General features: G+C 71.9%; 11 protein-coding genes. 6 read left to right on the top strand and 5 right to left on the bottom strand.

Annotation, left to right across the window (positions count from 1 at the left end; genetic code table 11):
* Nucleotides 1-230: 230 nt before the first annotated feature.
* Nucleotides 231-695 (bottom strand): DUF6214 family protein, encoded by a 465-nt coding sequence (locus AOQ53_RS29270; RefSeq protein WP_059421812.1) that lies wholly within the window; start codon nt 693-695, stop codon nt 231-233.
* A 208-nt stretch (nt 696-903) separates the two neighbouring features.
* Between AOQ53_RS29270 and AOQ53_RS29275 the strand changes: the two genes are divergently transcribed.
* On the top strand, nt 904-2247 hold the full coding sequence (locus AOQ53_RS29275; RefSeq protein WP_059421813.1) for an FAD-dependent oxidoreductase: 1344 nt from the start codon (nt 904-906) through the stop codon (nt 2245-2247).
* On the opposite strand, the gene AOQ53_RS29280 is transcribed toward AOQ53_RS29275, so the two are convergent.
* The gene (locus tag AOQ53_RS29280) at nt 2244-2591 is read right to left on the bottom strand and encodes an ArsR/SmtB family transcription factor (RefSeq protein WP_059421815.1); all 348 of its coding nucleotides are present in this window, start codon (nt 2589-2591) and stop codon (nt 2244-2246) included. The two genes, AOQ53_RS29275 and AOQ53_RS29280, sit on opposite strands and share 4 nt — an antisense overlap.
* A 118-nt stretch (nt 2592-2709) precedes the next feature.
* Between AOQ53_RS29280 and AOQ53_RS29285 the strand changes: the two genes are divergently transcribed.
* Complete coding sequence (locus tag AOQ53_RS29285) at nt 2710-3789, top strand: NADH:flavin oxidoreductase/NADH oxidase (RefSeq protein WP_059421823.1); 1080 nt, start codon at nt 2710-2712, stop codon at nt 3787-3789.
* 34 nt (nt 3790-3823) lie between these two features.
* On the opposite strand, the gene AOQ53_RS29290 is transcribed toward AOQ53_RS29285, so the two are convergent.
* Both AOQ53_RS29290 and AOQ53_RS47495 read right to left on the bottom strand, forming a co-directional pair.
* The gene (locus AOQ53_RS29290; RefSeq protein ID WP_059421816.1) at nt 3824-5143 is read right to left on the bottom strand and encodes an extracellular catalytic domain type 1 short-chain-length polyhydroxyalkanoate depolymerase; all 1320 of its coding nucleotides are present in this window, start codon (nt 5141-5143) and stop codon (nt 3824-3826) included.
* A 232-nt stretch (nt 5144-5375) separates the two neighbouring features.
* Nucleotides 5376-5501, bottom strand: coding sequence for a hypothetical protein (locus AOQ53_RS47495; protein WP_269085481.1), 126 nt, complete (start codon nt 5499-5501; stop codon nt 5376-5378).
* A gap of 381 nt (nt 5502-5882) precedes the next feature.
* On the opposite strand from AOQ53_RS47495, the gene AOQ53_RS29295 reads away from it, so the two are divergent.
* Together AOQ53_RS29295 and AOQ53_RS29300 are read left to right on the top strand one after the other, a co-directional pair.
* Nucleotides 5883-6863 carry a pectate lyase family protein gene (locus AOQ53_RS29295; RefSeq protein ID WP_059421817.1) on the top strand — a complete coding sequence of 327 codons (981 nt, stop codon included), beginning with the start codon at nt 5883-5885 and terminating at the stop codon, nt 6861-6863.
* Between the two features lie 56 nt (nt 6864-6919).
* Nucleotides 6920-7708, top strand: a complete 789-nt coding sequence (locus AOQ53_RS29300) for a pectate lyase (RefSeq protein WP_059421818.1) — start codon at nt 6920-6922, stop codon at nt 7706-7708.
* A 75-nt stretch (nt 7709-7783) separates the two neighbouring features.
* On the opposite strand, the gene AOQ53_RS29305 is transcribed toward AOQ53_RS29300, so the two are convergent.
* Entirely contained in the window at nt 7784-8542 is a 759-nt protein-coding gene (locus tag AOQ53_RS29305; RefSeq protein ID WP_059421820.1) for a PaaX family transcriptional regulator C-terminal domain-containing protein, read from the bottom strand.
* A gap of 75 nt (nt 8543-8617) precedes the next feature.
* Between AOQ53_RS29305 and AOQ53_RS29310 the strand changes: the two genes are divergently transcribed.
* Nucleotides 8618-10285: an acyl-CoA dehydrogenase family protein gene (locus tag AOQ53_RS29310; RefSeq protein WP_059421821.1), complete on the top strand. Its 1668-nt coding sequence runs from the start codon at nt 8618-8620 to the stop codon at nt 10283-10285.
* Between the two features lie 141 nt (nt 10286-10426).
* A complete protein-coding gene (locus AOQ53_RS29315; RefSeq protein WP_059421822.1) occupies nt 10427-12529 on the top strand; it encodes a hypothetical protein in 2103 nt (700 codons plus the stop codon).
* The last annotated feature ends 3 nt before the right edge of the window (nt 12530-12532 follow it).

Genomic DNA, 12532 nt, shown 5'->3' on the forward strand with positions numbered 1-12532 from the left:
CGCCCCGCGAGCCGGGCACCCGGGGCCGTCCGCCCCGCCACGGCGGCGAGTTCGTCTTCGGCGACCCGGCCGCCTGGAACACTCCCGATGCGGCGACGGTGACCGAGACCCGTCTGTAAAGGCACTACGAAACAGCGAACGAAGAAGTCAACAACCACACGACCCCGCCGCACAGGTTAAAGATCAAGCTAGCGGACTTCCGGTCCCGGTCGAACGCCGGGCCGGACCCCTCAGCGCCGGGCGCGGCGCGGCGTCAGGAGCCCGGCGTCCCGGGCCTGGCCGATCAGCCTGAGGGACTCGCGGCGGCTGTGTCCGGTCGCGCACATCACGGCGAGGACGGGATCGGCACCGTCCTGCTGGGCCGCGCGGTACTCCTGAGCCACCAGCCGCCGCCCCTCCGTACCCCGCGGGAAGGCCGGCCGGGCCCGCCGCCCCCGGCCTCCGCCGCCTTCCGGAGCCGTCCCGGCACCGGCGCAGCACGCCTCGGCCAGCGAGTCCTCGATCCAGTCCGCGAGCACCGCCAGGTCGTCGAGGGACAGCGCGGGCTGCGCGCGTACGTCCTCGACGCCGACGTCTCCCCCGGTCACGACGGCCAGCGCGTCGACGTGGGCGCCGTCCGTGAAGGCCAGTCGGACGTCGAACCACCGCGTGGCGTCCTCGTTCTCCCGCACCTCCCACGCGGGCCGCACGGACACCGCGCTGTCCGCCGGAGAGCGATCAGAAAGATTAAGAAAGGATGCTTCCAGCACATACAGAACGTAACCGAATGATCACATTCCCTATAGATCGGACACGCACCCCAAGCGGAGCACAGCACCCTGTCAGCGGAGCCCCGCCGGTGCGATGCTAGAGGCATCAGCACCTCCTGCGATCCCTCGGGATCCCCGGGTAAGGAGTTCCGCCGTGCTGCGAGTCGCCGTCGTAGGCTCAGGGCCGAGCGGGTGCTACACCGCCCAGAGCCTCGTCCAGCAGGACCCCGGAGTGCGCGTCGACGTCCTGGACCGGCTGCCGTGCCCTTACGGCCTGGTCCGCTACGGCGTGGCCCCGGACCACGAGAAGATCAAGTCGCTCCAGAACAACCTGCGCACGATCCTGGAGCACGACCGGGTCCGGTTCCTCGGAGGCGTCCAGACCGGTCCCGGCGGGGTGCCGGTCGCCCGGCTGCGGGAGCTCTACCACGCGGTGGTGTACTGCGTGGGCGCCGCGACCGACCGGCATCTGGGCATCCCAGGGGAGGACCTGCCGGGCAGTTGGTCGGCGACGCAGTTCGTGTCCTGGTACAGCGCCCACCCGGACGCCGTGGACGCCGGGTTCCTGCGGGACGCCCGGTCGGCCGTCGTGATCGGCGTGGGGAACGTCGCCGTGGACGTCACCCGGATGCTGGCGCGCGGCCTGGCCGAGCTCAGCCCGACCGACATGCCACAGGCGGCCCTGACGACACTGGCGGCGAGCCGGGTGACCGAGATCCACATGGTGGGCCGGCGCGGCCCGTCCCAGGCCCGCTTCACCACCAAAGAGCTGCGCGAACTGGGCACCCTGCCGGAGACCGACGTCATCGTGGACCCGGCCGAGCTGGCCCTGGACCCCGGGTACACCGACCCGTCGGCACTGCCCGCCGCGCAGCGCCGCAACGTGGAGGTGCTGCGCGGCTGGTCGGAGACTCCGCCGAGCGGCGCCCCGCGCCGGATCCGGCTGCGCTTCTTCCTCCGGCCGGCCGAACTGCTCGCCGAGCAGGGCCACGTGGGCGCGGTGCGCTTCGAGCGGACGGCACCGGACGGGCACGGCGGCGTGACGGGCACGGGCCGGTTCGAGGACCTCGAGGCACAGCTGGTGCTGCGCTCGGTGGGCTATCGCGGAGTGCCGCTGGAAGGGCTGCCCTTCGACCCGTACAGCGGCACGGTGCCGAATGCGGCCGGGCGCGTCCTGCGCGAGGGCGTCGTCACACCCGGCGAATACGTGGCCGGCTGGATCAAGCGGGGCCCGACAGGCGTCATCGGCTCGAACCGCCCCTGTGCGAAGGAGACGGCGACGTCCCTGTTGGAGGACGCCCTGGTCCTCGCCCGGAAGAACGTCGCGGAGGACCCGGTCACGGCGCTGCGCGCAGAGGGAGCCGACCCGGTCGAGTGGGCGGGCTGGCAGTCGATCGAGCAGGCAGAGGCAGTGCTGGGAGCGTCGCTCGGCAGGAACGTGGTGAAGCTCCCCGACTGGCCGTCCCTCATGACCGCCGCGCACGGCGACGTGATCTAGCCAGCACGGACAGCCTGCCGACCCGCGGCATCGAGAAGGGCATCCATAAGCCCAGGGAACAGCTCATCCAGATCGCCCCGCCGCAGCCCGTTCATCTTGGCCGTCCCCCGGTACACCTGCCGAATCACCCCACTCTCGCGCAGCACCCGGAAGTGATGCGTGGTCGTGGACTTCGTGACGGGCAGATCGAAGTGCGAACAGGACAACTCCCCGCTGGCCGCGGCGAGCTCCCGCACGATCCGCAGCCGCATCGGGTCGGAGAGCGCGTGCAGCACGCCCTCCAGCCGGATCTCGTCACGCACGGGATGCGGCAGGTCGCGACTGCTGACGGCGGGAGAGGTCACGGCGGCTCCACTTCCTTCGGGGATCCCATAGTACGAGAGTCCTCGTAGTTTGACATCCACCGTACTACGATGCCTATCGTACGAGTCGACATCGGCCCCGTGACGAATGGAGTCCGCCGTGACCGCGCTCTTCGAGCCCTGCATCCTGCGCGATGTGACGATCCCGAACCGCGTGTGGATGCCCCCGATGTGCCAGTACTCGGCCGCACCGGAGGGCCCGGAGACCGGCGTCCCCAACGACTGGCATTTCGCGCACTACGCCGCCCGCGCCACCGGCGGCACGGGCCTGATCATCGTCGAGGCCACCGCGGTGTCCCCGGAGGGGCGCATCTCGCCGTACGACCTCGGCATCTGGAACGACACCCAGGTCGAGGCGTTCCGCCGCATCACCCGCTTCCTCGCCTCACAGGGCACGGTGCCGGCGATCCAGCTGGCCCACGCCGGCCGGAAGGCATCGACGGACCGGCCCTGGAAGGGCGGCGACCCGGTCGGCCCGGACGCCCACGGGTGGGACTCCGTCGCGCCGAGCCCGATCGCCTTCGACGACCGGCACCCGGTCCCGGCCGAGCTGACCGTCGACCAGATCAAGGACGTGGTCGGGCAGTTCGCGGCCGCGGCCCGCCGCGCGCTCGCGGCCGGTTTCGAGATCGCCGAGATCCACGGCGCCCACGGCTACCTGATCAACGAGTTCCTCTCCCCGCACTCCAACCACCGCACCGACGCCTACGGCGGCTCGTACGAGAACCGCACCCGTTTCGCGCTCGAAGTCGTCGACGCCGTACGGGAGGTGTGGCCGCAGGACAAGCCGCTGTTCTTCCGTGTCTCGGCGACCGAATGGCTCGACGAGGGCGGCTGGAGCGCGGACGACACCGTCCGCTTCGCCGCCGACCTGCGGGCCCACGGCGTCGACCTGCTGGACGTCTCCACCGGTGGCAACGCCTCCGGCGTGCGCATCCCCACCGGTCCCGGCTATCAGGTGCCCTTCGCCGCCCGGGTGAAGCAGGAGACGACACTGCCCGTCGCCGCGGTGGGGCTGATCACCGATGTCGAGCAGGCCGAGAAGATCCTCGCCAACGGCGAGGCCGACGCGGTCCTGCTGGGCCGCGAGCTGCTGCGCAACCCTTCGTGGGCCCGGCTCGCGGCGCGGGAACTCGGCGGTGAGGTGCGGGTGCCGGACCAGTACCACCGGTCGGTCTGAGCCGGCACCCGAGCCGCGAGGCAAGCGGCCCACGTCAACCGGTCGCGCACGCCGTCCCGTTGAGCGTGAACGCGGCCGGGGCGGCGCTGTTGCCGCCGTGAGCGGCCTGGTAGCCGATGCTCACGCTCGCGCCCGGCGCGATGGTGCCGTTGTAGGACACGTTGGCCGCGGTCACCGACCCGGACGAGGGCGTGTACGTGGCGCCCCAGCCGCCCGTGACCGTCTGCCCGGCGGGGAGCGCGAAGCCGAGTTTCCAGCCGTTGACCGTCGTCGTACCGGTGTTGGTGATGGTCACGGAGGCGGTCAGGCCCGTGTTCCAGGCGTTCACGGCGGCCGTCACCTTGCAGGCGCCGGGCTGCGGCTGGGGAGCCGGGCCCGACTTGTCGAGGCCGAAGAAGGTGAGCACGCGGGTTGCCATGCCGTGGGCATACAGGTTGTGGCCGACGCCCTGGAGGCTGATCGCCTCCACGGGCGCCTGGTCACCCGTGCCGCCGTAGCGGGTGCGTGTCCAGCCGGACTGGGGTGTGTCGGTGGCGGTCGGCGTCTGGCTCACGCCCTGCACGTTCGTCCACTGTTTGATCTGCTCCCCGAAGTTGGGGTAACGCAGGACATCGTCCTCGGTGCCGTGCCAGATCTGCATCCTCGGGCGGGGTCCGCTGTAGCCGGGGTACGCGTTCCGGACGAGGTCGCCCCACTCCTTCGGGGTGTGGGTGACCGTGCCGCCCGAGCAGTTGCTGTTCCACTCGGAGCCGTCGGTGGTGGCGAAGCAGGCGAACGGCACGCCGGAGAAGGCGGCGCCCGCCGCGAACACGTCGGGGTAGTCGCCGAGCAGGACGTTCGTCATCATCGCGCCTGAGGAGATGCCGGTGGCGAACACCCGGCCGGTGTCGGCGCCGTAGGTGCGGGTCACCCAGTCGATCATCGACTTGATGCCGACCGGGTCGCTGCCGCCGCCGCGGCGCAGTGCCTGGGGCGAGGAGACGTCGAAGCACTTGCTGCTGCGCGTGACGGACGGGTAGAGCACGATGAACCCGTACTGGTCGGCGAGGGTGTCGTACTCCGTGCCGTTGTACATGTCCGGGCCCGAGCCGGTGCACCAGTGCACGGCGACCACGACCGCCGGGTTCGGGGTGACGCTCTCCGGCACGTACAGGTACATCCGCAGGTTGCTGGGGTTCGTACCGAAGTTCGTGACCTCGGTGAGGGTCGCGGTGGGCACGGCCTCTTGAGGGGCCGAACCACGGGCGGAATCACGGGCGCTCTCGCGGGCGGCGGCTGCGGGTGCGGTGATCACCGTGGCCGCGAGCAACGGCAGCAGCGCGGCGAGGAGCGTGGCGAGGAGTGCGGCGGGCATCGACCGCAGCGGTCTCCTCGTCGTGGGGCGGGGGGTGGCAGGCACGTCCGGGGGTCCCTTCGGTTGTGAGGCGCGGCTCGCAGGACGTCGTACGGCGGTTCAGCAGATGGAGTTCGTCCGGGTCAGCAGGGGCAGCCGGTAGTACTCGCCGCTGGAGGCCGGGTCATCCCCTGGTAGAGGAACCGGAGGCGGCACGGATCGATCGTGAGGGTCTGGTCGACGCCGGCGCGGATCATCTCGCCGCGCCCAAGTCCCTGGTCCGGCCGGGCTGCGGCGCGCCCGCGTGCGCCGGTCCTGGCACCAGGGCCAGGACGCCGACGGCCAGCATGAACACGGGCCCGTTGACGAACGTACGCATGCGCGGAGTCCTCATCGACCCGCCCTCTCCTGAAGGGAAGCGTCCGATCGGCATGGTGACATGGACATGGCTCGTATGGAAGCGCTCCCACACTGCATCCCGCAGCACCGGCGCTCCGACCAGGTCCGACCGAATGTGTTCTGCGCGAGGCGTTGACTAGAAAGCGCTTGCCCTCTACGTTCCGTTCAGCAGTGTGACCCGGAAGCGCCTCCGCCAGGGCGCCCGCCGGATCCTGCCAGACCCAGGAAAGTGCACCCCTGGGGCACGGCGAGGCCTCCGGGCCAGTCACACTCAGCGCGCGCGGTGATCAACATGGCGAACGTCATTCATGTACATGACCGACCTGGCACCATGAAGGCACCACGAAGGGACGCACCCCACATGCGTACTCATCCCCCACGTACACGTGTCCGCAGGTCCGCCCTGGCGCTCGCCGCCGCATCCGCACTGACGACCGTGACGGTCCTGGCCGTTCCCCAGCCGGCCGGGGCCGCCGAGACCTCACCGGTCGGGTTCGGCGCGGGGACGACCGGCGGCGGCAGCGCCTCGGCGGTCACCGTCTCCACGCTGAGCGCCTTCAAGTCGGCCGTGGCCGGAAACTCGGCCAAGGTCGTCCGGGTCAACGGCCTGATCTCGCTGAGCGGTCAGGTCGACATCGGGTCCAACACGACCGTCCTTGGTGTGGGTTCCGCGTCCGGGTTCACCGGCGGCGGACTCCGGCTGAAGAAGGTCTCGAACGTCGTCATCCGCAATCTCGACATCAGCAAGCCGGTGGCGCCCGCCGACGGCATCACCGTCGAGGCGTCGAGCAAGGTCTGGATCGACCACAACTCCTTCTCGGCCGACCGCGATCACGACAAGGACCACTACGACGGCCTGCTGGACGTCAACCACGGCGCGGACAACGTCACGGTGTCCTGGAACACCTTCAAGAACCACTTCAAGGGCTCGCTCGTCGGCCACAGCGACAACAACGCGAGCGAGGACACCGGCCGGCTGAAGGTGACGTACCACCACAACCACTTCGCCAACGTGTACTCGCGCATCCCCAGCCTGCGCTTCGGCACCGGGCACTTCTACAACAACTACGTAGAGGGCGCCGACACCGCCTGCCACTCGCGCATGGGCGCCCAGATGCTGGTCGAGAACAACGTCTTCCGCTCGACGAAGGTCGCGGTCACCACGAACCGCAGCAGTGACGTCGACGGATACGCCAACCTGCGCGGCAACGACCTCGGTGGAGCCGCCACCGAGGTCTCGCGGGTCGGCACCTTCACCAGCCCGCCGTACGCCTACACGGCGGAGCCGGCCTCGTCCGTCGTCGCCTCGGTGACGTCGGGTGCGGGCGCCGGAAAGCTCTGACCCCCCGTCCGCTCGGGCACCCCCCATACGCTCCAGACGACAGAAGGAATCGGGACATGACTTCTGCGACACGTCCGCGCGCCCGCAGGCGCGCGCTGACCGGCGCGCTGGCCACCCTCGGCCTGTCGGTTGGCATGATCATGACCACCAATGCGCCGACGGCGAGCGCCGCCACCTGGCCGACCCCCAACGGCAGCCAGGGGACGTCCTCGACCATCTCCGTGTCCGGCACCAAGGACTACGGGATGAAGCGGTTCTACGGCACCGGAAGCCTGGCCGGTGACGGCCAGGAGGAGGGCCAGGACCCGATCTTCAAGCTCGCGAACGGCGCGGTGCTGAAGAACGTCATCCTCGGCGCCCCCGCGGCCGACGGCATCCACTGCGAGGGCAGCTGCACGCTGCAGAACGTCTGGTGGGAGGACGTCGGCGAGGACGCCGCCACCTTCCGCGGCGGCACCGGCGCCACCTACCACGTGATCGGCGGCGGCGCGAAGAAGGCGGCGGACAAGGTCTTCCAGCACAACGGCGGCGGCACCCTGAACATCTCCAACTTCGCGGTGCAGGAGTTCAAGACGCTCTACCGCTCCTGCGGCGACTGCTCCACGCAGTACACCCGCAAGGTCAACCTCAACACCATCGACGTGACCGGTACGGGCTCGACCGCCCGGCTCGTCGGCATCAACGTCAACCGCAACGACGTGGCGACGCTGCGCAACATCACGATCCGCAACGACTCCGGCCGCAAGGTCGTCCCCTGCCAGAAGTACAACAACAACACCGCCGTCGGGTCGGGGCCCGACAGCAAGAACTGCCTCTACTCCACCTCGGACATCACCTACAGGTAGTCCCTCAGGCAGTCCCCCCACGGTGAAGACGGCCGTGCGAAGCGTCCCGGCGGGCGCTTCGCACGGCCGTCCGCGTCATGCGTCCCGCACCCGCGCGCGCACCTCTCCGATCAGCTCCCGCTGATAGTCGGTGTAGGCGGCGCGCAGCTCGGCTCCCGGCCAGTCGGCCGGCAGGAGTCCGGGCGGCAGGACGGGGTCGGCCAGCAGGTGCCGCACGACGGCGGCGAAGGCGGTCAGGCGGGCGGCCGGGCGGGGTGTCCGGGCGATGTGGGCGAGCAGCGCGCGGGCCGTGGCGGACCAGGCGTCCAGCGGCCACAGGCTCCGGGCCAGGTCGCGGGCGGGGCGGTCGGGGCGGGCCGTGTAGTGCTGGGCCACCCGGTCCAGATCGCCGGGGAGGGCGCGGGCCAGGTTGGCGGGGCGGAGCCAGACGCCCTCGCGGAGTTCGGCGAGCCGGAGGGCGGTCAGCCGGGCACGCAGGTCTGCACGTTCGGCGGGGCCGCGTCCCGTCGCGGTGATCACGACCATCTCCCAGTCACCGTCCCACGCGCGCGTGCGCGGGTGCACGGCGTCGTCCTGGCGGCGCTGGCGTTCCAGCAGCCGGTCGCTGAGGCGGTAGCCGGTGTCCGTGCGCCGCAGATCACCCGCGGCCACCATCCGGCTGAGCGCCGCGCGCAACGTGGAGCCGCCGACGTCGAAGCCCTCCACGAGCCGCACGAGCTCCCTGGCCGGCAGTTCGGGGGGATGAGTCCCGAGCAGCAGGCTCAGCACGACCGACCGCGCGGACAGCGGCCGCAGATCGAGCGCGCCGGGCCGCGCCGGGACGTTCATCGGCATGGTCACGTACTGTACGCGGCGGAATTCCGTGTTGCAGGATTGCTGCGGCCGCAGGCAGAGTGCAACACTCGACGTATGGTCTCCACACTCGGCGAACAGCGGGCGTACGGCGGATCCACCACGCACGACGTCACCAACCAGGCCCCGCCGCTCACCCCCTACGACGCCTCCGAGGACACGGCCCTGCTGGAGGGGGTGCGGCGGGAGGGCGCCGGGTGGGCGGAGGAGGACCTGCGGCGACTCGGCAGGCAGGCCGGCAGCGTCCAGGCGCAGGAGTGGGCCGACCTGGCCAACCGCCACGAGCCGGAGCTGCGGACGCACGATCGGTACGGCAACCGCGTCGACGAGGTCGAGTTCCACCCGAGCTGGCACCACCTGATGCGCACCGCGATCGCCGAGGGACTGGCCGCGTCGCCCTGGGCGGACGACCGGGCGGGCGCCCATGTCGCCCGGACCGCGGGCGGACTGGTGTGGGGACACACGGAGGCCGGGCACGGCTGTCCGACGTCGATGACCTACGCGGCCGTCCCCGCGCTGCGCAGGCAGCCGGAGCTGGCCAAGGTCTACGAACCGCTGCTGACGAGCCGGGAGTACGAGCCCGGGCTGCGGATTCCCACGGAGAAGCGCGGACTGCTGGCGGGCATGGGGATGACCGAGAAGCAGGGCGGCTCCGACGTCCGGACGAATACCACGACGGCCACCCCCACCTCCGAAGCGGGGGTGTACACCCTGCGCGGGCACAAGTGGTTCACGTCGGCGCCGATGTGCGACGTGTTCCTGGTGCTGGCGCAGACCCCTGGCGGGCTCTCGTGCTTCCTGGTGCCGCGCGTGCTGCCCGACGGCACCCGCAACACCTTCCGCATCCAGCGGCTGAAGGACAAGCTGGGCAACCGGTCCAACGCCTCCTCCGAGCCCGAGTTCGACGGGACCGTCGCCTGGCTGGTCGGGCCCCAGGGGCAGGGCGTCAAGACCATCATCGAGATGGTCAACTGCACGCGGCTGGACTGCGTGATGATGTCGGCCGCGCTGATGCGCAAGTCCCTCGTCGAGGCCGGGCACCACGCGCGGCACCGCAGCGCGTTCGGCGCTCGGCTGGTGCACCAGCCGCTGATGCGCAACGTCCTGGCCGATCTGGCGCTGGAGTCCGAGGCCGCCACGACGCTCACCCTGCGACTGGCCGGGGCGGCCGACCGGGCGATCCGCGGGGACGCCCAGGAGACCGCGTTCCGCCGGATCGCCACCGCCGTCGGCAAGTACTGGGTGACCAAGCGGGGTCCGGCCTTCACCGCGGAGGCGCTGGAGTGTCTCGGCGGCAACGGCTACGTGGAGGACTCGGGCATGCCCCGGCACTACCGCGAGGCTCCCCTGCTGTCGATCTGGGAGGGCTCGGGGAACGTCAACGCCCTCGACGTGCTGCGAGCGCTGAGCCGCGAACCGGACACGGCCGAGGCCCTGTTCAGCGAGTTCGCTCGTGCCCAGGGGGCGGACGCGCGGCTGGACGCGGCCGTGGCGCGGCTCAGGAACCGGCTGTCCGGGGCGTCGCAGACGACGGCCCGCCGTCTCGTGGAGGAGATGGCTCTGACGCTCCAGGGCTCCCTCCTCGTCCGGCACTCCCCGCCGGCGGTCGCCGACGCGTTCTGCGCCACCCGGCTCGGGGGCGACTGGGGGTACGCGTTCGGGACTCTGCCGGAGGGCGCGGACCTCGACGCGATCGTGGACCGCGCGCTGCCCGGCGGGAACTGAGCCACCCTCGCCCGGTGGCGACCGAGCCACTGTCGGCCAACGGGCACACAGTTCGCGGACAGTCACCTGCCGATTCCGCTTCGTTGTCAGTGCCGTGGTGCAGACTCCCCGTCAGTTGGCACTTCGCCTGGGGAGGACAACGTGTTCAGGGGGATCGACGAGGTCGACTGGGCCTCGCTGCGGCATGCCCACGGCAGTGCGGAGGACGTGCCCGGACTGCTCCGGGGACTGGCCTCCGCCGACCATGCCGAGCGGGAGACCGCGCTCGACCGGATGTACGGCGCCGTGCACCACCAGGGAGGCGTGTACGACTCCACGCTCGCCTGTGTTCCGTTTCTCCTCGCGCTCGCCGTCCGCGAGGAGGTGCGCGACCGGGCGGGGGTCGTGGAGCTCCTCGTCAGCATCGGCGGGCCCGACGGGAGCGGGCCCTACGGGGACGGGGGCGGGCCCCTTGGAGGCGGGGGTGGTCCCAACAGGGACGGGGGCGGGTCCGACGATCTCGCCGCGAAGGCCCGTGCCGCCCTGCGCGCGGGTGCCGATGTCTTCGTGCGGCTGGCTGGGGACGCGGACGCCGGAGTGCGCCGGGCGGCTCCGGCGGCCCTCGTGCGGTTCCTCGACCGGCCGGAGCGTGTGCTCGCCCTGTTACGGGAGCGGATCACCGTGGAGCGGGACGACCGGGTCCTGCTCGCCCTGGCCGAAGGCCTCGGCCTGTTCGCACGGCGGCACCTGTCGGCCGGCGACTGCCACGCCTCCGAGGCGGTGGGCCTGCTGGCGGTGCTGAGCGGGCCGCCTTACGGACCGGGGCTGCGCCTGGCCGCGCTCGGCCAGCTGGCGCAGTGTGCCCCGGAGTCGCTTCCCGCGGATCTCGTACCGACGGTGGTCCGGCTGCTCCGCGACAGGTCCGGGCAGCGCGGCTGCGAGAGACTCGCGCAGGACGGTCCCGGTGCGGACACGCTCGCCGGGCGGCTGCGGCGCCTGCGCCCATCGGACGAGGAGGGCTCCCGGCTGCTGCGGACCCTGCACTCCGCGCTCGGCGGCCGCGTGGCCGACCGGGTCGCCCTGCTGTGCGGGCAGTTGACCAGTCCGGATCCCCTCGACCGGTGCAACGCCGTGTGGATGTCGGCCGGACTGGTCCGCGAGTGGCGTACCGGCGCGGCGGAGCCGGTCGCCCTCATAGGTGCCCAACTGGGCGCCGAGGAGGACCGGTTGCACGACGCGGCGGTCGCCGTCCTGGTGGAGCTCTTCGAACTGGCCCTGCCGGCCGCGGACCATCTCCACGCCCTGGTGGCCTGCCGACCCGAGCTTCGCGTACGTCACGGGGAGCGGGGGGCGCCGACGCTGGGCGGCCCGCTCAAGGCGCTGGCCAGGGCCGGGGACGCGCGGGCCACGCCGGTGCTGGCCGAGGTGCTGGCAGGCCCGGTCGTACCGCACGACCTGGGGCTGGTGATACCCCATCTGGGCCGCGCTGCCGCACCGCTCGCCCCCGCCCTGCGGCGACGCCTCGCCCGCGTTCCGCTCGACGGCCCCGACACGCATGAGCGGGCCGTTCCCCTCCTGTCGGCGCTCACGGCACTGGGCGACGCCGAGTCCGTGCCGTCGGTGCTGCGCCTGCTGCGTGGCCTGCCGGACGGGCTGCGGCTGCGTGACGCCGTTACGGGAGCGGCGGTCCGTGCCCTGGGGGCGTTGGGCAGCGCCGCGCACGAGGCGATACCGGATCTGCGCGGGCTGCTGGAGACCGACTGCGCCGTCGCGGCCGCCGACGCGCTGTGGTCGGTCACGGGTGAGGCGGATGCCGTCGTGCCCGTACTGCTCCGGAAGCTGACGGATGGCGGGAGGGGCCGGTATGGGTCCTCGGCGCCCGCCGGCGTACTCGGACGACTGGGGCCGGCGGCCCGTACGGCCCTTCCCGCGCTGCGCCGGCTGACCGGCTCCGGCGAAGCGTCGGAACGGGCCGCGGCGGCCTGCGCGGTGTGGCGGATCACAGGGGAGCCGGAACAGGAGCAGGTCCTTCCCGTCCTCCGCGCCGCATGGGTGGAGCACCCGCGCACCCGCACGACGATCGCCGGGTGCGTGGCAGCGCTGGGTCCCGCGGGAGCGCCCCTGCACGACCTGCTGCGAGCGGAGCTCTCCTCCCCACGACGGCATCGGGCGGACTCCGGCGGCTGCGGCAGTCACGACGTACATGAGGACGAGAGGTTGTTGCGGGTGTGCCGGGGGGCACTGGGCCGGGAGGGTGGCGGGTAGGGC

The sequence above is a fragment of the Streptomyces azureus genome, from assembly GCF_001270025.1.
Lineage (GTDB): Bacteria > Actinomycetota > Actinomycetes > Streptomycetales > Streptomycetaceae > Streptomyces > Streptomyces azureus.